The following is a 23,788-nucleotide window of genomic DNA, read 5'->3' as shown; positions in this document are numbered from 1 at the left end:
ACCAGCCCTACCGGCCCAACCAGCCCCACCAGTCCTGTCAGTAGGCCCCGTTGACGTTGTCGATCGAGCCGTACTTGTGCGCCGCGTAGTTGCAGGCCGCCGTGATGTTCGCGACCGGGTCGTAGGGGTTCATCGACGTGCCCGGCACGTGGTAGGCCTTGAACGTGGGGTCGATGACCTGGAGCAGGCCCTTGGAGGGGATGCCGGCCTTGGCGTTGGAGTCCCAGTTGTTGATGGCCAGGGGGTTTCCGGAGGACTCGCGCATGACGTTGCGGTGGATGCCGTTGTAGGTGCCGGGGATCTTGTTGCGGGCCATGATGTCCAGCGAGTGCTTGATCCATCCGTCGAGGTTGTTCGCGTACGTCTTCGACGTGGTGGGCGCCGTCTTCGCCGGGGTCTTCTTGGTGGGGGTTTTGACGGTTCTGGTGCCCACGGTCAGGGTGAGGCCCGGACGGAGCGTCGTCGGGTCGGGGCCTATGACCGCGCGGTTGGCGGTGTACAGCTTCGCCGCGCCGCCGCTCTTGGGGTACTTCTGCGCGATCTTGGCCAGGGTGTCGCCCGGGACCACCTTGTACGTGATGAGCTGGACATCAGTGGTGGTGGCCGTGGCGGCCTGCGCGCAGGTCGCGCTCACGAGCGGAAGGGCGAGTGCGACTCCGCCCATTCCCGCGGCGAGGATGCCCCGAGTGAGCATGCCGTGGATCTTGAAGCTGCGGTGCTTGCCTCGTGCGGACATGGCGAATTCCTCTCCGGCGCCTGCGAAGTGAGCTGTCGGGTTCGGGCGGGAGCTGCCCGGCCGCACGGTGTGTGCGACTTCACCCCTAGCCGTTCCGGTGTCCGGATCGGCGGCTTACCTGGGTCCCCCGCTCCTGCCGTGCGTGTGTGTGGGTGGCTGGGTTGTTCCGGTCGGCGGCAGGATTGGGCGGTCCGTCCGGATTGACGTGAACGTATGCGAGAGCACATGTCCGGAACAAGCCCTCATTTCCCGGTGTAGATCGCTTTCACCTGGGCGATAGGAGGGAGAAAATGCCCGATTAATCCGGAACGTGACACTCAACTTGCCTTATGCAAAGGGGAAGTCGTCAAGAGGGGATAAAGAGCCCACCCTGTATGGGAGTGACCCAATTCACGCGACCAAGCAGAAATAAAGCGGCACTGGCGGCAAATCGGACATCACGCTTCGAGTGTCCAGGCCGGTGAGCTCGCGGGCGGAGCCGGACGGACCTCCCATGCGGACAGGTCCGTGTCGAGGTCGTCGTCAGGGAGCCGGCCGACGTTGGGCTTGAAGTAGAGGCCGCAGGCCCGGTATTCGGGAAATTCGTGGCACATCGGGTCCGGGCGGGGCTCGAACTCCTGCCCCGCATAGGCCCTGTTGCCCCTCGCCACTGCCTCGGCCCGGGGATTCTTCTCTCCCACGTCCGATGGAAGACCACCGCGTTGCCGTCCTTGCGGATCAGCTCGTTCGAGGTGGCGAACTCCCGGACGTCGCAGCTGAGTTCAGAGCGTGTCTCGACCCGGGCGTCCCAGGGCGGCTCCGGGCGGTGCGGACGGATCGACGTCGATGGTGTACGTGTCCCGGGTCCGACTCCCTTGCTCGCACCGGAAGTTCGAGGGAACTGCCCGCCGGGTCCAGGGCGAACCCCACCGCCGAGCCCGGCCGGGGTCAGATCCACGGCCAGTGGGCGGAGGACAGGGAGAGCCGGATGCGGTGGCCGGACGGGAACGCGTAGCCGATGGCGGTCAGGTCGAAAACCACGTCCTCCGTAGAGCCCGGTTTCCAGGAGACCGCCTGGTCGGGGCCGTAGCGCGCTGACAGGTTCAGAGCACCCCGGGTCACCAGCGTCGAGGAACCGTCGGCAGCGACGTCGGCGGAGGCGGACCCTGGGGCGCCCCCAGGAACCAGGCCCCCCGGGATCTCGAACTCGAAGCAGGTCGACCTCGCGTCCTCCTCCCGCTGGTTCGGCGGCAGGTCCGCGTCGTTCCCGACGGGGCGGAAACGGCCCGCGTCCACCCCCGTGTGCTGAGGGGAGCGCACCGGCACCGGTGCGCCCGCAGCGCGTACGCGATCGGGGTCACGGAGGGGGAGGGCCAGGCGGTGTCGCCACACCCAGCGGCCGGGGAGGGGCGGGTACGTCGTCGCCGGGGGCGCGCGGCCATGACGTAGGAGCGCGGGAGGGGCTGCGTCATGACGTCACGGTTGCTCACGTCGGGGTCCGGATCGTCGTTCACGTCGGGGTCCGGATCGGCGGTCGCGCCGGGGCCGGGATTGTTGATCGCGCCGAGGTCGGGATGGCCGATCGCGTCTGGGTCTGGGTCCGGGTCCGGGTCCGGGTCGGGATCGGGATCGGGATTGGGCTCGGCGGCGCTCGTATCGGCCGGCCCGAGCCAGTGGTCCCACCACCCCGGCGTCTCCTGGAGGAAGCCGATCGCCGGGCCCGGCGGCAGGCCCCGGTCCGGATCCCTCCGTATCCCCCGTCCTCGCGCTCCCCCGTCCTCGCACACACCGGCGTGGAGCCCGGTACGCGTCCCGGGTCGGGTGGGACAGCCACGTACAGCCACCTATAGCCACGTATGGATGAACGGCTCCACCGTCTCCAGGCGCTTCACCCACATGCCGCGCCACATCACCTGGCCCACGTGCGCAGGATCCGGCGGACGGGCGGCGTCGGCGAGCGCCGTGGCCGCCCGGGCGTGCGTCTCGACGGCGAGGACGGAACCTGCCATGCGGTGCCCGTCGTTGTCATAGGGGTCGTCGGTCGAACAGACCGTGACGATCGCCTTGAGCGGTTCGGGCGCGAGGGCCGCGATCCGGAGGGAGGTGAAGCCGCCCCGAGGGATGCCGAACATGCCCACCGCGCCGCTGCGCCAGAGCCGGTCCGCCAGCCGGTGGATCACTTCACCCCGTCGGCCCGCTCGCCCTCCCCGTACGGGTCCGTCGGCCCGCTCGTCCTCCCCGTACGGGTCCGTCGGCCCGCCCTCCGACTTGCCGCGACCGCGGGCATCCACCCGGACGGACGCGTAGCCGTGGCCCGCGTACCAGGGGCGGCGCCGCCAGTCGCGTGGCGCGGTCCGGTCGGTGAGCCGGTCCGGGAGATATTCGAGGAAGCGGGGACGGGCGCGTCGGCCAGCGGGCGCCACACGCGCGCGTGCAGGCGGGTGCCGTCCGGGAGCGGGATCCACAGATCCTCGTGAGTCGTCTCGTGAGAGAAGGACGTACGGATGTGCATGCTCATCACGGTCATATCCGGTCGTATCGACCGATCAAGAACATACCGCCCGTGATCCCGTACCGCCCAGGTGTGGGACTGTCTGCCGCTCGGGGGACATCAGGTGGCGGGGGAGAGGGAAGTCGGGAGGAAGTCGGCAGTGGGGACGGTGGGCGCTCGTGGTGATCGAAACGTGACCGGATACGCTGACTTGAGTGATGGCAGCGACACATCGACAAACCGTGTCATCGACCGAATGATCGACCGAGTTCGCCATGTGATCGTCAGCAGACAGGAGAACCTCTCGTGACCGTCGTCGGGCCGTTCGGGCTGAGCGTGCGGGACCAGGCTCTCGAAGCCGATGTCCAGGCCGGATTGACGGCTGTGGAGGAGGGCTTGCTCGAAGTCACCAAGAGCGAGGTCCCCTTCATCACAGAGGCCGCGCAGCACCTGCTGCGCGCCGGCGGGAAGCGGTTCCGTCCGCTGCTCGTGATGCTCGCCGCGCAGTTCGGTGACCCCTACGCGCCGGGTGTCGTGCCCTCGGCCGTGGTCGTCGAACTGACCCATCTCGCCACCCTGTACCACGACGACGTGATGGACGAGGCCGACGCGCGGCGCGGCGTGCCCAGCGCGAACACCCGCTGGGGCAACTCGGTCGCCGTGCTCACCGGCGACTTCCTCTTCGCGCGCGCGTCCCACACCCTGGCCGACCTCGGGCCCGAGGCCGTCCGTATCCAGGCCGAGGCGTTCGAGCGGCTCGTCACCGGACAGATCCTGGAGACGGCGGGGCCGCGCGACGGGCGCGACCCGGTCGACCACTACCTCGACGTGCTCGGCGGCAAGACCGGCTCGCTGGTCGCCGTGGCGTGCCGGTTCGGCGCGATGATGTCGGGCGCCGACGAGACGGTCGTGGACGTACTGACGCAGTACGGGGAGCGGCTGGGCGTCGCCTTCCAGCTCGCGGACGATGTGCTGGACATCGCCTCCGACTCGCACGAGTCCGGGAAGACGCCCGGTACGGACCTGCGCGAGGGCATCGCCACGCTGCCGGTGCTGCGGCTGCGCGAGCGGGCGGAGCGGCTCGGTCTCGCCGAGGACATCGCGCTGTGCGAGCTGCTCGACTCCGACCTCACGGACGACGACCGGCACGCGGAGGCGCTGGCCCTGCTGCGGGCGCATCCGGCGCTGGAGCAGGCCCGCCGTGACACCGTGCGGTACGCGGAGGAGGCCCGCGCCGCGCTCGTCCCGCTCCCCGAGTGCGACGCGAAGGCGGCGCTCATGGAGCTGGTGGACGCGGTGGTGCACCGGGCCGGATAGGTGCCCGGAGCGAGCCACTGCCGGAGCGAGCTGCTACCGGGGCGGGCCGCTGGCGTACGCCCTCCCCGGGTGTCGACGCAGGTCATACTCGTTGTGACGCACGTCACATTGTTGGATTGAGTCCAGAGTAGGAATCGGTCCGTACTCCCGCACAGAAGCTGACGCAGGGGGCGTCAGCTGCATTACGGGGAGAAAAAAGAATCATGGAATCGAACGTCACGTTCAAGGCCATGTCGGACACGCGCCGCAAGGGCCTGATCATGGCCGGTGTCGCGGTGGCGGCCGCGGCCGGTGTCGCCGCCGCCGTCATCCCGGCGGTCGCCGCAGGCGGCAGCCACCACAGTGACCACGGCGGCATGAGCCACTCGGTGCACGGCGACCAGGCCATCGTCGCGCAGAGCGGGGTCGTCGGCGGCAGCGGCGGCACCATCCTCGCCACCAGCCTCCGTGGCGCCAACGAGGTGCCCGTCCAGGGCGGCCCCGCCGTCGGCGACAAGGACGGCGCGGCTCTGGAGTTCATCAAGGTCAAGGGGGACAAGGTGTCCGTCGCCGTGACCTGGCGCGACACCGGCAGGCCGACCATGCTCCACATCCACCAGGGCGCCAAGGGCGCCAACGGCGGCGTCAAGATCGACTTCACCAAGCTGCTCGGCAGGATCAAGGACCACCACGTGGTCGGCACCGTGAAGGTGAAGGACGTCGCCCTGCTGGAACGGTTGAAGAACGACCCGGGGGCGTTCTACGCCAATCTGCACACCGCCGAGTTCCCGGGCGGAGCCGTTCGCGGCCAGCTCCACAAGGTCACCGGTTCCTTCGACTTCCGTGACGCCCTCGGCAACTTCCAGGCGTCCGTGGTCAAGGGCAAGCAGATCTACGAGTGCAAGCCCGCCGAGGGCGGTGGCTACGCCTTCGCTCAGCGTGACGTCGCAGCGCTGCTCGGTGGCAACATCGTGCACACGTTCGTGAAGCCCAACTCCGGTACACCGCAGTGGGCCGCGCCTGACCGCAGCGCGGTCACCGGAGCGGTGATCTCCAAGACTCCGAACGGCGAGAAGAACATCGCCGAGCTGGACCTCAGGGCCACACAGTCCGGCAAGCACCGCGGTCTGCTGGCCGACACGCAGGAGATCCTGCGGCTCAACACCGTGGGCGGCGTCGCCCCGGCCGGCTCCTGCTCACCGGGCGCGATCGTGGGCGTGCCCTACCAGGCGGACTACGTGTTCGTGCAGCGCTGACGGGTACCGGGGCTCAGTGAGGCTCAGGCGGTGGTTTCCCCAACCCCTACGGGTCGGGGGAGCCATCGCTTCCTCATGTCATACCGCAGGACTACATGGAGTTGCGTCCGGGGTCTGACGCTTCTCGTCGGCCGATTTGGTCAGATTGAGAACACCACTCCTCACCGGTTCGGGTGAGAATGGCGGCTATAGGGGTGGAGAAGTGAGGACGGTAGGCCGCCGCCGACGACGGAGGTAAGGCACACATGGCACCGTACGAATCCGACAGGACCGCCGGGGCGGAAGGGCTGCCCGACGAGGCCGACGACGTCCGCGCCGGCCGGCGCAAGGCGGCTCGTTACGTCGTTCCGGTCGCAGTGGTGGGGGTGGCGGCCGCGACCATCGGGCTCGTCCCGGCGCTCGCCGACTCCGGCGACCCCAGCCTGCCGAAGATCACCGCAGAGCAGCTCATCGAGAAGATCGCCAAGTCGGACGTCCAGCAGCTGTCCGGCACGGTCAAGGTCAGCACCGATCTTGGACTGCCCAGCCTGGGCGGCCTGGAGAGCGGCTTGCTGTCCGGCGCCACCGAGGGGTCCGGCGGCTCCTCCGCCGACCCGCAGTCCAAGCTCATGGAGCTGGCCTCCGGCACGCACACGGTGCGCGTCGCGGCGGACGGCCCGGACAAGGCCAAGATCTCCGTCCTGGAGAACGCCGCCGAGTACAGCATCATCCACAACGGCAACGACGTGTGGGCGTACGACAGCAAGTCGAACGAGGTGTACCACTCGACGGCCCCCGCAGCCGAAAAGGGCGAGGAGAAGGCGCCGAAGGACGTCCCGACGACGCCCAAGGAGCTCGCCGACGAGGCCCTGAAGTCGGTGGACGACACGACCTCCGTGACGGTCGACGGCACGGCGCAGGTCGCGGGCCGTGACGCCTACAAGCTGCTCATCAAGCCGAAGCAGTCCGGTTCCACGGTCGGCGCGATCACCGTCGCGGTGGACGCGAAGACCGGGGTGCCGCTGAAGTTCACGCTGGTCCCGACGAGTGGTGGCGCGGCCGTCGTGGACGCCGGGTTCACCCAGGTCGCCTTCGCCAAGCCGGCCGCCTCGACCTTCGACTTCACCCCGCCGAAGGGCGCGAAGGTCACCGAGGACAAGGATGGCAAGGGATCCAAGGAATCCCAGGCCCCGGAGTCCGCTCCGGGCCACGGTGACCTCGGCAAGGGGCTCGACGGTCTGAAGACCATCGGCAAGGGCTGGAGCACCATCGCGGAGTTCGACACGGGCGGCCAGGGCATGCCCTCCGGCTCGTCGTCCGAGGGCGGCGACGTCTCCGGGTTCCTGAACTCCCTCGGTGACCACGTCAAGGGCAAGTTCGGCTCGGGAACGGTCTTCTCGACCCGCCTGGTCAACGCGCTGATCACGGACGACGGCAAGGTGTACGCCGGTGCGGTCACCAAGGACGCGCTGGTGAAGGCGGCCAACGCGGCCCACTGAGTACCGTACGTACGGAACTGACGTACGGAACTGACGTACGGAACTGACGTACGGAACTGACGTACGGAACCGACGTTCGGACGAAGCCGAAACGAGGGAGCCCATGGAGGAGCGGTCCGTCGAGGGTACGGACCCGCCTGTGGCGGGCACCGTCGGCGCGTCCGCCGAGGGCACGGTGATCGCCACCCACGCGCTCACCAAGCGCTTCCGCGGCGGACAGCTCGCCGTGGACGGCCTCGATCTGACCGTCCCGGCGGGCAGCGTCTTCGGCTTCCTCGGACCCAACGGCTCGGGCAAGACCACCACCATCCGCATGCTGATGGGCCTGATCGAGCCGACCTCGGGCACGGCGCGTGTGCTGGGGCAGCCCATGCCCCGCGCCACCCGCGCCGTGCTCCCGCACGTGGGCGCCCTCATCGAGGGCCCCGCGCTGTACGGCTTCCTCTCCGGCCGCGACAACCTCCTCCGGTACGACGCCGCCGACCCGACCGCCGACCCGCGCACCCGGCGTACCCGCGTCGGGGCCGCCCTCGACCGGGTCGGACTCACCGCGGCCGCGGGCAAGAAGGCGAAGGCCTACTCGCTCGGCATGAAGCAGCGGCTCGGGCTCGCGGCCGCGCTGCTCCAGCCCCGCCGCCTGCTCGTCCTGGACGAGCCGACCAACGGCCTCGACCCGCAGGGCATGCGAGAGATCCGTTCCCTCGTGAGGGAGCTGGCCTCGGACGGCACGACCGTCTTCCTCTCCTCACACCTGCTCGACGAGATCGAGCAGGTGTGCACGCACGCCGCCGTGATGGCACAGGGGCGGCTGATCACCCAGGGCCCGGTGGCGGAGCTCGCGGCGGGGGCGCGGGGGCGGCTGGTCGTGACCACCCCGGACCCCGGGGACGCGGCGCGTGTACTGAAGGAACAGGGAGTCGCGGATCTCGTCGTGACGGAGACGGGCGTGAGTGCCGAACCTCCGGACCGCGAACTCGCCGAACTGAACGCCGCGTTGGTCACGGCGGGCGTCCGCGTCCGTGGCTTCGGCGTCGAACGGGCCTCACTGGAGGACGCGTTCGTGGCGCTGACGGGGGAGGGGTTCGATGTCGCGGGCTGAGGTCGAGGCCGGGGCCGAGCCGGTACGCGTCGAGGACACGGTGATACGGAAACCGAGCCCCCTGTGGACCTTCGGACTCTTCCGCAGCGAGCTCCTCACCACCTTCCGGCGCTGGCGGACCATCGCGCTGCTCGCCGTGCTCGCGGCCGTGCCGATCCTCATCGGCATCGCGATCAAGATCGAGACGAGTGACGGCTCGACGGCGGGCGGTGGCGGCGGCGAAGGACCGGCGTTCATCTCGCAGATCACCAACAACGGCCTGTTCCTGGTGTTCACGGCGCTCGCCGCGACCCTCCCCTTCTTCCTGCCGATGGCCATCGGCGTCATCGCGGGCGACGCGATCGCGGGCGAGGCGAACGCGGGGACGCTGCGCTACCTGCTGGTCGCGCCCGCCGGCCGTACCCGCCTGCTGCTCACCAAGTACGCGACCACCATGACGTTCTGCCTGGTCGCGACCCTGGTGGTGGCGCTCTCGGCGCTCACGGTCGGCGCGCTGCTCTTCCCTCTGGGCGAGCTGACGACGATCTCCGGGACCCGGATCAGCTTCACCGAGGGGCTCGGGCGGGCGTTCCTCATCGCGCTGGTCGTCGCCGCGTCACTGATAGGCGTCGCGGCCCTCGGCCTGTTCGTCTCGACGCTGACCAACAGCGGGATCGCGGCGATGGCGACGACGGTCGGCCTTCTCATCACCATCCAGATCCTCGACCAGATCCCCCAGCTCCACGCCCTCCAGCCGTACTTCTTCTCCCACTACTGGCTGTCCTTCGCCGACCTCATGCGCGACCCGGTGTACTGGGACGACCTCGTCCGCAATCTCGGACTCCAGGGCCTGTACGCGGCGGTGTTCGGCTCGGCGGCGTGGGCGCGGTTCACGGCCAAGGACATCACCGCGTAGCCGCCAGGCCCTGCGTCTCGTAGGGGTAGCGGGCGCGCGGTGCCTCCCCTGCGAAGAACGTCTTCGCGTGCGCCAGCGCGGCCGTGTCCTTCAGTACGTCACCGGGCTTGCTGCCGTTGCCGAGCAGGACCCCGCCGAAACGCATGCCCAGGTACGCGGCCGAGTGGTTGAGCGTGCCGATCAGCGGGTCGGCGACCTCTTCCTCCTCGTGCGCCAGCGCGGTGACGCCCCAGAGGGTGCGCCCCGCCATCCTGGCCTTGAAGTCGACGCCGGGCGTGCGCAGCCAGCCCGACCAGTAGTCCAGGTAGCGCTTGGTGAGGCCGGACACCGAGTACCAGTACAGCGGCGAGACGATCACGATGTCGGTCGCCGCCAGGGTGGCGTCGAGCAGCAGCGCCGGACTGCTCCCCGCGGCCGGGTGTACGTGGTCGCTGTCGCGCCGCAGGTCCACGAAGTCGGGCAGCGGGTGCTCGGCGAGGCTCAGCCAGCGCTGCTCGACATCCGCGGGCAACTGTTCGGCGGCCCGGCGGGCCAGCAGCTCGGTGTTGCCGTCGGGGCGGCTGCTGCCGAGCAGGAACAGGAAGTGACGGCTCATGGGTCCCCCAGGGTGCGCGTGCGACGGGTCGCGGAACGCCACGACCCGCAACTGCATGCGTACACAATATATGCATACGCATGTGACGTCCATGTCGAGAGACAGGGATGGCGGATGCCGGGTACCGACAACCGGCTTCCGGGGTTTGTCGGGGTCTGTCGGAGTTCGTCGGGGTTCTGTCGGGATTCCGCCGGGGTTCAGGGCAGGCGCGCGGCGCCCGTCAGGCGGGCCAGCGCGGCCGTCTCGCGGGGCGGCGCCGAGGTGAGGTCACCGATGCGCCACGCCGGGATCCACGGCACCTGATACACGTCGATCATCGAATCGATCTCCTTGACGCGCTGGGCGAGAGGGCGGGGCAGCCGTCCGGGCGCGTCCGCCACCAGCACCACGGCGTCGAGGTCGAGCCCCGGAGGCGCCTCGCCCCGGCGGAAGGTGTCCAGGGTGTGCGAGACGGCGTCCAGTCCCGCCGCGTGCGTACGCCCGACGAGGAGCACCGACCCCGGTTCTCCCTGGTCGGGCCGGGGCCAGTTCCGCCCGGCGTCATGGCCGCCGAAGACCGCGGCGAGCGTGGTGGTGCCGGCCCCGCCGTGCGTCGCGACCCAGGCGAACCGCCGTGGGCCGACGGCGACGTGGCCGAGTTCGCCCCCGCCGGGTTCGGGCCACAGGATGGGTTCCACCGTGTCGGCGACCGGCCCGCGGAGCCAGATCTCGGGCCCCTCCGCCCCCTGCCGCATGCTCCCCTGCGTCACCTGACCACTCTCCTCGGTCGTTGTCGGCGTTGTCGGCCACTCTTACGAGGCTGTGACGCCGTAGTGACGCATGCAGCGGTGGTGAGCCGAGAGACTTGACTGTATGTACCTGACGGGATCTTGAGGCAAGGTCGACGCATGGAAGTACGACCCGAGTGAGGGAAGCGATGTCTCGACTCAGCCGCGAACAGAAGCGGGAATCCAAGCGGCAGCGCTCGGCGGTCGGCCTCGGTGCCGGCCCGTTGGAGGTGTGGGTCACCGCGCCCGCGGGGGAAGGCGGGGGCGGCGTCACGGTCGGCGGTGTGCCGGTCGGCGTCGTGCCCGGCGAGACCGTCCAGGCCACCGTCCTGAACCACCTCCACCGACTCGCCCTCGCCGCCGGTCACTCCGTCCTCGCCACCATCCACGACGAACGGATCGGCTTCGTCGTACCGCTGGAGGTGTACGGGGACGGGTCGAGCCGGTACACGGGCGAGCCGGTACGGGTGGGGCCGCCGGCCGAGGTGTCCGGGGTGCCTGCGGCCCCTCCCGCGATGCCTGCGGCCCCACCCGCCGCGCCGCGGGTGTCGGAGCCGCAGCCCCTGCCCGGGGCCGCGGCGACGCATGTGCTGCGGGCGCTGCCGGAGCCGACGCGGGATGTTGTCCCCGGCGTCGCGGTGGCTCCGACGGGCGAGTTCGGCCCGCCGCCCGTGGGGCTGACTCCTGAGCGTCCGGCCCTCGCGATGGAGGCCATGTCGGTCATGGACCCCGAGCCGGAGCCGGAACCGAAGCCCACTCCCGCGCGCGGCTTCGACGCCGTCGCCGAGTCCGTGCTGGCACCGGTTCAGGAGACGGAGGGCGCGGCGTTCCTCGTGGAGCCCGTGGCGCGGATCAACGAGGCCGTGAAGATGGGCCGGATCGAAGAGGCCACGGGGATGGCGGAGCGGGTCGGCGCGGACGCGTCGCGGTCGCTGGGCCCCGAGCACCCGGAGGTGCTGCGGCTGCGCGAGCTGACCTCGTACATCGCCTATTTGGCCGGTGACCCGCTCCGGGCGTTCCACCTGTCCCTCGACCTTGCCCGCGTCCGCAGGCGGCACCAGGACCCCGAGGCCGCGTACGGCAACGTACAGAGCGCCGCCGCGGCCTGGCGCGCCGTGCGCGACCCCGTGCAGGGGCTGAACCTGGGGCAGGACCTGATCACGCTGTGGACCGAGCTCGTGGCCGACGGCGGCCCCGCCGCCGACGACCTCGAACAGCTCGAGTCGGCCCGTACCCGCATGACCCGCCTCGCGGACCGGGCCCGGGCCCGCTCCCTGGCGGACAACCCGTACACCCCCTAGGAGGGCTGGGAGGACGAGGAGCCCCAGTGAGCCCCTAGGAGCCCCAGTGGGCCCTAGGAGCTCAGGAGAGCCCTAGGAGGACAGCGTCCACACGGCGTACGCCAGCGCGTCCGCGTTCCGGTTCAGCGCCGTGTCGTCGATGTTGGACGCCGTGTCGCAGGAGGCGTGGTAGCAGCGGTCGAAGGCCTGGCCGGAGGTGCCGCCCCACTTGGCGGCCTGGGCGGCCGTCTTGATGTAGTCGGCGCCGCTGAAGAGACCGCCGACCGGGATGCCCACGTTCTTGAAGGGCGAGTGGTCCGAGCGGCCGTCACCCTCGGTCTCCGGCTCCGTGGCGATGCCGACACCCGCGAAGTAGTCCTTGAAGGTCTTCTCGATCGTGGGGTCGTCGTCGTAGACGAAGTAGCCGGGGTTCGGTGAGCCGATCATGTCGAAGTTCAGATAGTCGCTGATCTTCGCCCGGTTCGCGGAGGACAGGCTGTTCACGTAGTACTTCGAGCCGACCATCCCCAGCTCCTCCGCGCCCCACCAGGCGAACCGCAGGTGCTTGGTGGGCTGGTACTGGGCCCGGGAGACGGCGAGCGCGGTCTCCAGGATCGCGGCGGACCCGGATCCGTTGTCGTTGATGCCGGGTCCCGCGGTCACGCTGTCGAGGTGGGAGCCCGCCATGACGACCTGGTTGGCGTCGCCGCCGGGCCAGTCGGCGATCAGGTTGTACCCGGTGCGGCCGGAGGACGTGAACTGCTGGAGGGTCGTGGTGAATCCGGCCGTGTCCAGCTTCGCCTTCACATAGTCGATGGAGGCTTTGTAGCCGGTGCGGCCGTGTGCGCGGTTGCCGCCGTTGGCGGTGGCGATGGACTGCAGTTGTGCGAGATGGGCCTTGACGTTGGCCACGGGGATGTCGGGTGCGGCTGCCGCGGCGGTGGGGGCCGGCGCCGCGCCGGTTATCGCGCCGGTGGTGAGGAGCGTGACGGCCGCGACGACGGCGCCGGCGGCACGCCCGGGAACGGAGAGCTTCATGTGGGGGGCTCCGGATTCCTTGTGGGAATGAGGTGCCTGATGGTGTTTCTGAGGCTGACGTTCCGTCAAGAGCGCAATCCGGTCAGGCTGGTTCGCATAGCGAACCCGGGCCGTCGGGGTGGGCGACGCTCACGCACGCACGCTCACTGCACGCAGAACTCGTTCCCCTCCGGGTCGGCCATCACCACCCACTCGCCGGCCGGTTCCTTCACGTGCCGCAGCACCTCCGCGCCCAGCCCCTCCAACCGGGCGACCTCGTCCGCGCGTCGGCCCTCGCCCGGGTGCAGATCGAGATGGAGCCGGTTCTTGACGGTCTTCGGCTCGGGGACGCGCTGGAAGAGCAGGCGCCGTCCGAGCCCGATGCCGCGCTCCTTGTCGTACGGGTCGTCGGGATGCCGTACGGCGATCAGGTCCCGGAAGGCCGGGCGGCCGTGGAAGTCGACGGCGGCCTCGGCAGGCAGGGCGCCGAGGCCCAGCAGTCGTTCGACGAGCGCGCTGTTGTCCTCGACCTCGTAACCGAGGGCCGCGGCCCAGAAGTCGGCTTGGGCATGCGGGTCGGTGGCGTCGATGACCAGCTTCCAGTGCACGGGCGTAGGCGTCATACAGCCACTCATAGTGGTTGCGTGACAAGGGGTGCAACGGGCTTGCGCACGTGCCGCCGAACAACCTCTACGACTTGGCGTCCACGGTGGTGGCACCCCGTACGCCGGCGACGGCACCCGCGACCGCCCCGGCCCTGAGCGCCCTGGCCGCCCGCCGCGCGGTCCGCAGCGCGTCGAAGGTGAGCAGCGACAGCGCGAGCCAGACCAGCGCGAACCCGGCCCACCGCTCCGGCGGCATGGCCTCGTGGAAGTAGAGGATGCCGAGCAGGAACTGGAACACCGGGGCGAGGTACTGCAACAGCCCCAGCGTGGACAACGGCACCCGTATCGCGGCCGCGCCGAAGCACACCAGCGGAAGTGCGGTCACCACGCCCGTCGCCGCGAGCAGCGTCGCGTGCCCCGCGCCTTCCGTGCCGAAGGTCGCGCCCCCGCTCGAACCCAGCCACACCAGATAGGCGAGCGCGGGCAGGAACTGGATCGCCGTCTCGGCGGCGAGCGACTCGATCCCGCCGAGGTTGACCTTCTTCTTCACCAGCCCGTACGTGGCGAAGGAGAAGGCGAGGGTGAGCGAGATCCACGGCGGCCGGCCGTACCCGATGGTGAGGACGAGCACCGCGGAGAAGCCGACACCGACCGCCGTCCACTGCAGGGGGCGCAGCCGTTCCTTCAGCAACAGGACGCCCATGGCGATGGTGACGAGCGGGTTGATGAAGTAGCCGAGAGACGCCTCGACGACGTGCTCGCTGTTCACGGCCCAGATGTAGACGCCCCAGTTGACCGTGATCACGGCCGCCGCGACGCTGATCAGCGCCAGTTTGCGCGGCTGTCGCAGCAGGGCGCCGAGCCAGGCCCAGCGCCGCATCACCAGCAGGGCGACGCCGACCACGGCGAGGGACCACACCATCCGGTGGGCGAGGATCTCGAGGGCTCCGGCCGGCTTCAGCAGCGGCCAGAAGAGGGGAACGAGCCCCCACATGCCGTACGCGGCGAAGCCGTTCAACAGCCCGACGCGCTGCTCGGCCTTGGACATCCGGGGATCCGTCGAGCCGACGGGGCCACTGGAACCCGCGGAGCTGGCGGGGCCACTGGAACCCGCGGAACCGGTCGCACCCATCGAATTCTTCGCCTGCTGCACGGCCACCGGCCCTCCCTCTCGCACAGCTGCTCCCGCGCAGCCTCCAAGAAGGTAGCGCCGAGCACCCCCGCCTGTCATGCCCGTATCGCCATACGGTCATGACAGGCGAGGGTGTGGAGTGCGACGGTGCCAGGGCCCCGAGGGGGAGTCAGCCCTTCAGCGCCGCAGCGATCGACTCGGCGACCGGCGTGGTCGGGCGGCCGGTCAGCCGGGACAGGTCACCGCTCGTGCCCGCGAGCTCGCCCTTCTCGATGGACGCGTCGACGCCCGCCAGGATCGCGGCGAGGGGGCCGGGCAGTCCGGCGCCGGTCAGGATGCCGGTGAGCGCCTCGACGGAGACGGCGTTGTAGACGATCTCCTTGCCGGACCGCTCGGCCACCAGGGCGGCGTACTCGGCGAAGCTCCACGCGGTGTCGCCGCTCAGCTCGTACGTCTTGTTCTCGTGGCCCTCGCCGGTCAGGACGGCCACGGCGGCGGCCGCGTAGTCGGCGCGGGCGGCGGAGGCGACCTTGCCGTCGCCGGCGGCCTGGGTGACGGCGCCGTACTCGAGGACCGGGGCGAGGTTCTCGGAGTAGTTCTCGTTGTACCAGCCGTTGCGCAGCAGGGCGTAGGGCACGCCCGACTCCAGGATCGCCTTCTCGGAGCCCTTGTGGTCGTCGGCGAGGGCGGCGGTGAGGGTGCCCGGGGCGCTGGTGTACGCGAAGAGCGCGACCCCGGCGGCCTTGGCGGCGTCCAGGACGGCCTGGTGCTGGGCCACGCGGCCCTTGTCGAACTCGTTGCCGGAGATGAGCAGCACCTTGTCGCCGGCGGCGAAGAGGGTCCCGAAGGTCTCGGGCTCGTTGTAGTTGGCGACCGCGATCTTCACGCCGCGGGCCGCGAAGCCGGCGGCCTTCTCCGCGTCGCGGACGACGGCGGTGATCTGGTCGGCCGGAACCTTCTCCAGCAGTCCCTCGATGACGTGGCGGCCGAGGTGTCCGGTGGCTCCGGTGACGACGATGCTCATGGCTTGGCTCCTTGTGGGGTAGGTCTGCCACTAACCCTAGGAGGTGCGCTAACTCTGCGAAAGTACCCACTTTGAAGTAAGGTACTGGCATGGGAGTAAGTGCAGAGGTATCCACCGACACCCCGGCCGCGTCCAAACCTGTGGCCGTCTCCAGGCCCGCGGCCGTCTCCAAGTACGACACGGGCGAGGCGATGTGCCCGTATCGCCTCGTTCTGGAGCACGTCACCAGCCGCTGGGGTGTGCTCGTACTGATCGAGCTCCTCGACCGCCCCTACCGCTTCAGCGAGCTGCGCCGGGCGATCGGCCGGGTCAGCGAGAAGATGCTCACCCAGACCCTCCAGACGCTGGAGCGCGACGGTCTTGTCCACCGTGACGCGAAGCCCGTGATCCCGCCCCGCGTCGACTACTCGCTCACCGAACTGGGCCGCGAGGCCGCCGAGCAGGTGCGCGCGCTGGCCGTCTGGACCAAGGATCGGATGGACGACGTGGAGAAGTCCCGCCACGCGTACGACGAGGCCCGGGTGTCAGCCACCCGGGCCCCTGGAACTTCCTGAACGCCTCGAACGCCTCGAACGGTCGGCTCGCTCAGCCGACGACCGTCCAGGTGTCCCCGCCCGCGAGGAGTGTGGCGAGGTCGCCCTTGCCGTTCTGTTCGATGGCCGTGTCGAGCTGGTCGGCCATCTGGGTGTCGTAGACCGGCCGCTCCACGGAGCGCAGGACACCGATCGGGGTGTGGTGCAGGGTGTCCGGGTCGGCGAGCCGGGAGAGCGCGAAGGCCGTGGTCGGGGACGCGGCGTGCGCGTCGTGGACCAGGATCTGCGCCTCGTTCTCCGGGGTGACGGCGACGACCTTCAGGTCACCGGTCAGCTGATCCCGTACGACACCCTTGGCGCGGTCCGCGCCGAAGCGGATCTGCTGCCCGTGTTCGAGGCGGATCACCGCTTCCTCGGCCTGCTGCTTGTCCTTGAGGACCTCGAAGGCGCCGTCGTTGAAGATGTTGCAGTTCTGGTAGATCTCCACCAGTGCCGTGCCCGGGTGGGCGGCGGCCTGCCGCAGCACGTCGGTGAGGTGCTTGCGGTCGGAGTCCACGGTCCGGGCCACGAAGGACGCCTCCGCGCCGATGGCCAGGGACACCGGGTTGAAGGGCGCGTCCAGCGAGCCCATCGGCGTCGACTTGGTGATCTTGCCGACCTCGGAGGTCGGCGAGTACTGGCCCTTGGTGAGGCCGTAGATCCGGTTGTTGAACAGCAGGATCTTCAGGTTCACGTTGCGGCGCAGCGCGTGGATCAGATGGTTGCCGCCGATGGAGAGGGCGTCCCCGTCACCGGTCACCACCCACACGCTCAGGTCCCGCCTGCTGGAGGCGAGGCCCGTCGCGATGGCGGGCGCGCGGCCGTGGATGGAGTGCATGCCGTACGTGTTCATGTAGTACGGGAAGCGGGACGAGCAGCCGATGCCCGACACGAAGACGATGTTCTCCTTGGCGAGGCCGAGCTCGGGCATGAAGCCCTGCACGGCGGCCAGGACCGCGTAGTCACCGCAACCGGGGCACCAGCGCACTTCCTGATCGGACTTGAAGTCCTTCATGGACTGCCTGGCCTCGGCCTTGGGCACCAGGGTGAGGGCCTCGATCGTGTCCGCGCTCCCTGTGGTCGTCTCAGCCATCGATGGCCTCCTTGAGCGCCGTGGCGAGCTGTTCGGCCTTGAACGGCATGCCGTTGACCTGGTTGTAGGAGTGCGCGTCGACCAGGTACTTCGCCCGGACGAGCGTGGCGAGCTGGCCGAGGTTCATCTCGGGGATCACCACCTTCTCGTAACGCCCCAGCACCGCGCCGAGATTCCGGGGGAAGGGGTTGAGGTGGCGCAGATGGGCCTGCGCGATGTTCTCCCCGGCCGCCCGCAGCCGCCGTACCGCCGCGGTGATGGGTCCGTACGTCGAACCCCAGCCCAGAACCAGGGTGTCGGCCTCACCGGAGGGGTCGTCGACCTCGATGTCCGGGACGTCGATACCGTCGATCTTCGCCTGGCGGGTGCGGACCATGAAGTCGTGGTTGGCGGGGTCGTAGGAGATGTTGCCCGTGCCGTCCTGCTTCTCGATGCCGCCGATGCGGTGCTCGAGTCCCGGTGTGCCCGGGATCGCCCACGGACGGGCCAGGGTCCCCGGGTCGCGCTTGTACGGCCAGAACACCTCGGTGCCGTCGTCCAGGGTGTGGTTCGGACCCTGCGCGAACTGCACCCGCAGGTCCGGAAGTTCGTCGACCTCCGGGATCCGCCACGGCTCGGAGCCGTTGGCCAGGTAGCCGTCGGAGAGCAGGAGGACGGGGGTGCGGTAGATGAGGGCGATCCGGGCCGCCTCCAGGGCGGCGTCGAAGCAGTCGGTCGGCGTGCACGGTGCGACCACCGGGACCGGGGCCTCCCCGTTGCGCCCGTACATCGCCTGGAGCAGGTCCGCCTGCTCCGTCTTCGTCGGCAGCCCCGTGGACGGCCCGCCGCGCTGGATGTCGATGACCAGCAGTGGCAGTTCGAGGGAGACCGCGAGCCCGATGGTCTCCGACTTCAGCGCCACGCCCGGCCCGGAGGTGGTGGTGACGGCGAGGGAGCCGCCGAAGGCCGCGCCCAGGGCCGCGCCGATGCCGGCGATCTCGTCCTCGGCCTGGAAGGTGCGCACACCGAAGTTCTTGTGCTTGCTGAGCTCGTGCAGGATGTCGGAGGCGGGGGTGATCGGGTAGGAGCCCAGGTAGAGGGGCAGGTCCGCCTGCTTGGAGGCGGCGATCAGGCCGTACGACAGGGCCAGGTTCCCGGAGATGTTGCGGTAGGTACCGGTCGGGAAGGTCTTGGAGGCCGGGGCGACCTCGTAGGAGACCGCGAAGTCCTCGGTCGTCTCGCCGAAGTTCCAGCCCGCCCGGAACGCGGCGATGTTGGCGGCGGCGATCTCGGGCTTCTTCGCGAACTTGTTCCGCAGGAACTTCTCGGTGCCCTCGGTGGGCCGGTGGTACATCCAGGACAGCAGGCCCAGCGCGAACATGTTCTTGCTGCGCTCGGCCTCCTTGCGGGACAGCTCGAACTCCTTGAGCGCCTCGACCGTCATCGTCGTCAGCGGGACCGGATGGACGGCGTACCCGTCCAGCGAACCGTCCTCCAGCGGGCTGGCCGCGTAGCCGACCTTCGCCATCGCCCGCTTCGTGAACTCGTCCGTGTTGACGATGATCTCCGCGCCGCGCGGCACATCACCGATGTTCGCCTTGAGCGCCGCCGGATTCATGGCCACCAGCACATTCGGCGCGTCACCGGGCGTGAGGATGTCATGGTCCGCGAAATGCAGCTGAAATGAAGAAACGCCCGGCAGTGTGCCTGCGGGCGCTCGGATTTCGGCGGGGAAGTTCGGCAGTGTCGAAAGATCATTGCCGAAGGACGCCGTCTCGGAGGTGAAGCGGTCGCCGGTGAGTTGCATTCCATCACCGGAGTCACCCGCGAACCGGATGATCACCCGGTCGAGCCGGCGTGTTTCCTTTGCCCCCGCCGGTTTGCGCTGTTCTCCTACGACGGCTTCGTCGGCCTGCTCCGCTGGGCTACTGACCTGGCTGGTCACTTAACTGGACCTCCTTCGAGGCGGCTGTCTGGGAGCGGCCTTCCCGCAGGCCTTCCCGGGATCAACCCTACGTCTGTAAGGGTCGCCTTCCCTCGGCCGTTCGCATGATGGACACCATTTTGAGATGGTTCGACGCCCTGACTTGTCATGACTTACTCGCCCCCGACGCTGCTCTGGAAGACGCTTCTACCTCATCCTTTGGTTCTCGTGCCGGTCTCGCGCCGCTCTGGTGCCGTGTCGGGCCCCGGTCCTTCGAGGGCGATTCCGTTCGGCCTACCCAGTGCGTTCGGCTGCCCCAGTGTCAGTCCCTCAGGAGTTCAGATAGGTGAGGACCGCGAGAACACGCCGATGATCGCCGTCGCTCGGGGAAAGCCCGAGTTTCAGAAAGATATTGCTGACGTGTTTCTCGACCGCTCCGTCACTCACCACGAGCTGCCGCGCGATCGCCGAGTTGGTGCGTCCCTCGGCCATAAGTCCTAGGACCTCCCGCTCCCGCGGGGTGAGCCCGGCCAGTACGTCCTGCTTACGACTGCGCCCGAGCAGCTGCGCGACCACCTCCGGGTCCAGAGCGGTACCCCCCTGGGCCACCCGCACCACGGCGTCCACGAACTCGCGCACCTCCGCGACGCGGTCCTTGAGCAGGTAGCCGACGCCGCGGCTCGAACCGGCCAGCAGTTCGGTGGCGTAGCGCTCCTCCACGTACTGCGACAGCACCAGCACCCCCACTCCCGGGTGCTGCTTGCGCAGCTGCACGGCCGCCTTCACGCCCTCGTCGGTGTGCGTCGGCGGCATCCGTACGTCGGCCACCACGACGTCCGGCAGCGAGTCCTGGGCCGCCAGGTCGGTGATGGTCTTGATCAGCGCGTCGCCGTCTCCGACACCGGCCACGACGTCGTGCCCGCGGTCGGTCAACAACCGGGTCAGGCCCTCCCTGAGCAGCACTGAATCCTCGGCGATGACCACCCGCACCCTGTCCTCCACGATTCTCGGCCCCCCACACCATTCCCCGACCCACGTCGGCCGCGTCCCCGCCCGTACATCAGCCCACAGCATCCCAGCATTCGGACCCACCTGCCCCCGAGCAAGGGGAATCAAGGGAAATCAGGGGGAGGGGGAAGGGGAAATACGGGGGGTGCACTTTTGGCTCCGGGGTGGGGTTTAGGGGGTGGGGATTTCGGGCTGGCGGTGGGGGCAGGGGGCAGGGGGGGCGGGGCGGGGTCCGTGGGGGAGGGCTCTTGGCGGGGGCGGAGCCCTGCGGGGGCTGGGGTACGCGCGTGGTGGGGTTCGGGGGCGGAGTCCCGCCGGGTTCGGGGCCGAGCCCAGGCGGGTTGGGGGGCCGAGTCCGGGCGGGGTTCGGGGCTGCGCCCCGGCGGGGTGCGGCGCGGACCCCCGCGGGGACCGGAGGCGCTGCTTGTGGTGGGGGTGCGCGGGCGGAGCCCCGTGGGGGTCAGGGGTGACGCCTGTGGGTGCGGTGCGGGCAAGCCGCCCTGCGGAGGCCAGGAGCAGCGCCCGTGACGGGGTGCAGGGGCGGAGCCCCACCGGGGGGCCGGGGGCGGAGCCCCGCCGGGGATGGGACGGGTAGGGGCGGCGGGGGCGAGAAACACCCCACCCCACCCCACCCCACCCCCCGCCCCCGCTCACCCCCGCCAGGGCAACTCCGCAGTGATCCGACTGGGCCCACCCACAGGAGAGTCCACCACCAGAACCCCGTCCACCGCATCGAGCCGCTCCGCCAGCCCCGCAAGCCCGGACCCACCGGAAACATCGGCCCCACCCACACCATCGTCGACAACCTGAAGCATCAACCGGTTCTCGACCCGCCACACATCGACCGTGGCCCGCATCGCCCGCGCATGCTTACTGACGTTCTGCAGCAGCTCGGAGACGGTGAAGTACGCGATCCCCTCGATCGCCGGCGCCGGCCGAGACGGAAGATCCACATCCACCTGCACCGGCACGGTGCACCGCGAGGCCACGGAAGACAGCGCCGCATCCAGCCCACGATCGGTCAGCACGGCCGGATGAATCCCACGCGCCAGATCCCGCAGCTCCTGCAACGCCGTCTTCACCTCACCGTGCGCCTCGTCCACCATCCGCGCCGCGGCCCGCGGATCCTCGGTGAGCTTCTCCTTGGCAAGCCCGAGCCCCATCGCGAGATTGACGAGCCGCGCCTGCGCCCCGTCGTGCAGGTCCCGTTCGATGCGCCGCAGGTCCGCCGCGGCCGTGTCGACCACGACCCCCCGGTCCGACTCCAGCTCGACCACCCTGCTCGCCAGCCGCGACGGCCCGAGCAGCCCCGCCACCATCACCCGGTCCACCGTGGTCAGCGCCCGCACGATCCACGGCGTGGCCATCGTGATCAGCAGCCCCAGCAGCGCGGTGACGGTGATCTCGAAGGGGTTGTCCAGGTAGACGCGGTGCGCGCCGTCGCCGTAGAGCTGGAGGCCGCCCTGCCCGCCGTACACCGGGAAGAGCCAGAACCACAGCGGATACGTCAGCATCGCCCAGCCGTACGCCCAGAAGGTCAGCGCCACCACGAACGAGAACACCGACCACGGGAACTGCACCACCGAGTACAGCAGATGCCGCCACGCCGAACCGTTCTTGAGGATCGCCCCCATCCACGCCATCGCCCCGTGCTTGCGCACCCGCAGGGGCTTCGGCGCGGCCACCTCGATCCCGAGCAACCCGCGCGCCCGCGCCCGCTCCAGCGAGCCGAACCCGAGGACGCCGGTGAGGGCCGCGGCGAGCACCGGGATCCCCAGGAAGGTGATCAGCAGGCCCATGCCGAGCGAGAACATCGTGACGGCGAACGTGAACATGAGGATGCCGACCGGCAGGCCCGACATCACGTAACCGAACTCGCGCCAGCTGCGCGCCTCGATCGGCGCTCGCAGCGGTGTCGGGAGACGGTGCCGCCGCTCCTCGGCACCCGCCTCGTGGAATCCGGGCCCGCTCGGGTACCCGTACCCCTGTCCGTACTCCGTCGCCATCGGTCTCGTCCGTTCTGCTCGTCCTGCTCGTCGGTTCGTACCTCCACCTTGCTGTTCTCGGCTCTTGCCGACCATGGAGCGGGTCGGCGTCTTGGGGCGGGGGTTTTCCCTACCTCGAAGCCGGACGGAAGCCGAATACCGACGGCCCCGGCCAAGGCGGACGCGCCAAGGCGGACCCGCACAGGTCACTCCGTAGGCCGGCTCCGTCAGCCCCGTCAGCCCCGTCAGCCCCGTCAGCCCCGCCCGTCCCCCCGGTCCCGCCAAGGCAGCTCCGCCGTGATGGTGGTCGGGCCGCCGGGCGGTGAGTCGATGATGAACAGTCCGTCCACCGCGCCCAGCCGGTCCGCGAGCCCCGCCATCCCCGTACCGCCGTCGAGGGCGGCCCCACCGCGCCCGTCGTCCTGGACCTGGATGAGCAGCCGCTCGTCCGTCCGCCACACGTCGACGGACGCGGAGCGCGCCCCGCTGTGCTTGCTGACGTTCTGCAACAGCTCGGACACGGTGAAGTAGGCGATGCCCTCGATGGCGGCGGCCGGTCTCGTCGGGAGGTCGGCCGTCACCTTCACCGGCACGGTGCAGCGCGAGGCGACCGACGACAGCGCCGCGTCGAGGCCCCGGTCGGTGAGGACCGCGGGATGGATGCCGCGAGCCAGATCGCGCAGCTCCTGCAGGGCCAGCTTCACCTCGCCGTGCGCCTCGTCGACCATGGCCGCGACGGTCTCGTCGGCCTGCCCCTCGAGGATCTTCTCCTTGGCCAGACCGAGCCCCATCGCGAGGTTGACGAGCCGCGCCTGCGCCCCGTCGTGCAGGTCCCGTTCGATGCGCCGCAGGTCCGCCGCGGCCGTGTCGACCACGACCCCCCGGTCCGACTCCAGCTCGGCGATGCGCCGCTCCAACTCGTCCGAGGGCGAGAGCAGCCCGCGCACCATGGCCCGGTCCACGTTCGTCAGTCCCCGCGCGAGGAACGGCAGCACCGGCCACAGCAGGAACAACGACGTCAGCGTGATCGTGAACGTGACGATGCCCCACGGCAGCCGGATGAAGTCGTACAGCACCGTCCGCCAGGCCACCGGGTCCCGCAGGCTCGACCACAACCAGGGGAAGAAGCCCGTCCCGCGCACCGGCATAGGGCTCGGCTCGTCGATCCGCACGCCGAGCAGCTTGCGCGCCCGCGCCCGCTCCATCCGGCCCAGCAGCCGTGTGCCCCGCAGCCCGCCCGCGAGCAGCGGCAGCCCGATCGCCGTCACGGCCAGCCCCGTGCCCGTGGAGACCAGCGTCACGACGTACACGAAGCCGAAGATCGAGACCGGCAGATTGGCGAGGAGGTGCGCGATCTCCTTCCACGTCTGCCGGCCGAGTGCGAAGCGTGGGGGAGGCAACCGGTCGCTGTCGGCCGACTCGTCCGGTACATCGCGTGCATCTGGTACATCCGGTACACCCGGTATGCCCGGGGCTTGCGGCGTGTCCGACGGGCCGAGGGGGCCGAGGGGGCCGACAGGGATGATGCGTTCGGTCATATTCGCTAGCCTGCCTGGCGGCGAGCCGCCGCGCCATGA

The 23,788-nt window shown here is 70.0% G+C and carries 20 protein-coding genes, 1 pseudogene and 1 riboswitch; of the genes and pseudogenes, 7 read left to right on the top strand and 14 right to left on the bottom strand.

What is annotated here, in order from left to right; translation table 11 throughout:
- Positions 1–37: 37 nt before the first annotated feature.
- The 3 genes and pseudogenes from ACZ7M3_RS09575 to ACZ7M3_RS09565 all read right to left on the bottom strand — a co-directional run.
- Positions 38–736, bottom strand: coding sequence for a LysM peptidoglycan-binding domain-containing protein (locus ACZ7M3_RS09575; RefSeq protein ID WP_388531626.1), 699 nt, complete (start codon positions 734–736; stop codon positions 38–40).
- A 2-nt stretch (positions 737–738) separates the two neighbouring features.
- A riboswitch (cyclic di-AMP (ydaO/yuaA leader) is annotated at positions 739–858 on the bottom strand.
- 315 nt (positions 859–1,173) lie between these two features.
- A complete protein-coding gene (locus ACZ7M3_RS09570; RefSeq protein ID WP_472062225.1) occupies positions 1,174–1,416 on the bottom strand; it encodes a hypothetical protein in 243 nt (80 codons plus the stop codon).
- Positions 1,398–3,227 (bottom strand): annotated as a pseudogene (locus tag ACZ7M3_RS09565) (CocE/NonD family hydrolase); the annotation flags it as partial. The gene ACZ7M3_RS09570 and the pseudogene ACZ7M3_RS09565, both read right to left, overlap by 19 nt.
- 285 nt (positions 3,228–3,512) lie before the next feature.
- Between ACZ7M3_RS09565 and ACZ7M3_RS09560 the strand changes: the two are divergent.
- The 5 genes from ACZ7M3_RS09560 (at position 3,513) to ACZ7M3_RS09540 (ending at position 9,230) form a co-directional block, all read left to right on the top strand.
- Positions 3,513–4,523, top strand: coding sequence for a polyprenyl synthetase family protein (locus ACZ7M3_RS09560; protein ID WP_060894821.1), 1,011 nt, complete (start codon positions 3,513–3,515; stop codon positions 4,521–4,523).
- 203 nt (positions 4,524–4,726) lie between these two features.
- Positions 4,727–5,758, top strand: a complete 1,032-nt coding sequence (locus ACZ7M3_RS09555) for a CHRD domain-containing protein (protein WP_472061972.1) — start codon at positions 4,727–4,729, stop codon at positions 5,756–5,758.
- Between the two features lie 245 nt (positions 5,759–6,003).
- On the top strand, positions 6,004–7,236 hold the full coding sequence (locus ACZ7M3_RS09550; RefSeq protein WP_472061970.1) for a LolA family protein: 1,233 nt from the start codon (positions 6,004–6,006) through the stop codon (positions 7,234–7,236).
- Positions 7,237–7,339: 103 nt separating this feature from the next.
- Positions 7,340–8,335 (top strand): ABC transporter ATP-binding protein, encoded by a 996-nt coding sequence (locus ACZ7M3_RS09545; protein WP_472061968.1) that lies wholly within the window; start codon positions 7,340–7,342, stop codon positions 8,333–8,335.
- Positions 8,322–9,230, top strand: a complete 909-nt coding sequence (locus ACZ7M3_RS09540) for an ABC transporter permease (RefSeq protein ID WP_351302369.1) — start codon at positions 8,322–8,324, stop codon at positions 9,228–9,230. Before ACZ7M3_RS09545 ends, ACZ7M3_RS09540 begins: the two co-directional genes overlap by 14 nt.
- On the opposite strand, the gene ACZ7M3_RS09535 is transcribed toward ACZ7M3_RS09540, so the two are convergent.
- Both ACZ7M3_RS09535 and ACZ7M3_RS09530 read right to left on the bottom strand, forming a co-directional pair.
- Entirely contained in the window at positions 9,220–9,825 is a 606-nt protein-coding gene (locus ACZ7M3_RS09535) for a flavodoxin family protein (protein ID WP_355620691.1), read from the bottom strand. The two genes, ACZ7M3_RS09540 and ACZ7M3_RS09535, sit on opposite strands and share 11 nt — an antisense overlap.
- 197 nt (positions 9,826–10,022) lie before the next feature.
- Positions 10,023–10,559: a DUF6668 family protein gene (locus tag ACZ7M3_RS09530; protein WP_472062206.1), complete on the bottom strand. Its 537-nt coding sequence runs from the start codon at positions 10,557–10,559 to the stop codon at positions 10,023–10,025.
- Positions 10,560–10,741: 182 nt separating this feature from the next.
- Between ACZ7M3_RS09530 and ACZ7M3_RS09525 the strand changes: the two genes are divergently transcribed.
- Positions 10,742–11,893, top strand: a complete 1,152-nt coding sequence (locus ACZ7M3_RS09525) for a tetratricopeptide repeat protein (protein ID WP_472061965.1) — start codon at positions 10,742–10,744, stop codon at positions 11,891–11,893.
- 72 nt (positions 11,894–11,965) lie between these two features.
- On the opposite strand, the gene ACZ7M3_RS09520 is transcribed toward ACZ7M3_RS09525, so the two are convergent.
- The 4 genes from ACZ7M3_RS09520 to ACZ7M3_RS09505 all read right to left on the bottom strand — a co-directional run bounded on the left by ACZ7M3_RS09520 (position 11,966) and on the right by ACZ7M3_RS09505 (position 15,650).
- A complete protein-coding gene (locus tag ACZ7M3_RS09520; protein WP_472061964.1) occupies positions 11,966–12,910 on the bottom strand; it encodes a M28 family metallopeptidase in 945 nt (314 codons plus the stop codon).
- Positions 12,911–13,053: 143 nt separating this feature from the next.
- Entirely contained in the window at positions 13,054–13,512 is a 459-nt protein-coding gene (locus tag ACZ7M3_RS09515; RefSeq protein WP_382114701.1) for a VOC family protein, read from the bottom strand.
- A gap of 67 nt (positions 13,513–13,579) precedes the next feature.
- Complete coding sequence (gene rarD, locus ACZ7M3_RS09510) at positions 13,580–14,542, bottom strand: EamA family transporter RarD (protein ID WP_472062204.1); 963 nt, start codon at positions 14,540–14,542, stop codon at positions 13,580–13,582.
- Between the two features lie 253 nt (positions 14,543–14,795).
- Positions 14,796–15,650: an SDR family oxidoreductase gene (locus ACZ7M3_RS09505; RefSeq protein WP_472061962.1), complete on the bottom strand. Its 855-nt coding sequence runs from the start codon at positions 15,648–15,650 to the stop codon at positions 14,796–14,798.
- A gap of 191 nt (positions 15,651–15,841) precedes the next feature.
- On the opposite strand from ACZ7M3_RS09505, the gene ACZ7M3_RS09500 reads away from it, so the two are divergent.
- Positions 15,842–16,204 (top strand): winged helix-turn-helix transcriptional regulator, encoded by a 363-nt coding sequence (locus ACZ7M3_RS09500; RefSeq protein ID WP_097285807.1) that lies wholly within the window; start codon positions 15,842–15,844, stop codon positions 16,202–16,204.
- Between the two features lie 31 nt (positions 16,205–16,235).
- On the opposite strand, the gene ACZ7M3_RS09495 is transcribed toward ACZ7M3_RS09500, so the two are convergent.
- The 5 genes from ACZ7M3_RS09495 to ACZ7M3_RS09475 all read right to left on the bottom strand — a co-directional run bounded on the left by ACZ7M3_RS09495 (position 16,236) and on the right by ACZ7M3_RS09475 (position 23,749).
- Complete coding sequence (locus ACZ7M3_RS09495; RefSeq protein ID WP_351302387.1) at positions 16,236–17,315, bottom strand: 2-oxoacid:ferredoxin oxidoreductase subunit beta; 1,080 nt, start codon at positions 17,313–17,315, stop codon at positions 16,236–16,238.
- The gene (locus ACZ7M3_RS09490; protein WP_472061960.1) at positions 17,308–19,239 is read right to left on the bottom strand and encodes a 2-oxoacid:acceptor oxidoreductase subunit alpha; all 1,932 of its coding nucleotides are present in this window, start codon (positions 19,237–19,239) and stop codon (positions 17,308–17,310) included. The genes ACZ7M3_RS09495 and ACZ7M3_RS09490 overlap by 8 nt, the downstream gene beginning before the upstream one ends.
- A gap of 309 nt (positions 19,240–19,548) precedes the next feature.
- Positions 19,549–20,208 (bottom strand): response regulator transcription factor, encoded by a 660-nt coding sequence (locus ACZ7M3_RS09485; RefSeq protein WP_054232179.1) that lies wholly within the window; start codon positions 20,206–20,208, stop codon positions 19,549–19,551.
- 668 nt (positions 20,209–20,876) lie between these two features.
- Positions 20,877–22,232, bottom strand: a complete 1,356-nt coding sequence (locus ACZ7M3_RS09480) for a sensor histidine kinase (protein ID WP_472061958.1) — start codon at positions 22,230–22,232, stop codon at positions 20,877–20,879.
- Between the two features lie 233 nt (positions 22,233–22,465).
- Positions 22,466–23,749: a sensor histidine kinase gene (locus tag ACZ7M3_RS09475; RefSeq protein ID WP_472061956.1), complete on the bottom strand. Its 1,284-nt coding sequence runs from the start codon at positions 23,747–23,749 to the stop codon at positions 22,466–22,468.
- Positions 23,750–23,788: the final 39 nt, after the last annotated feature.

The organism is Streptomyces sp. NPDC111656, assembly GCF_055656965.1.
Note: the sequence above shows the minus strand (reverse complement) of the source record. Positions and strands in the feature narration are given on the sequence as shown.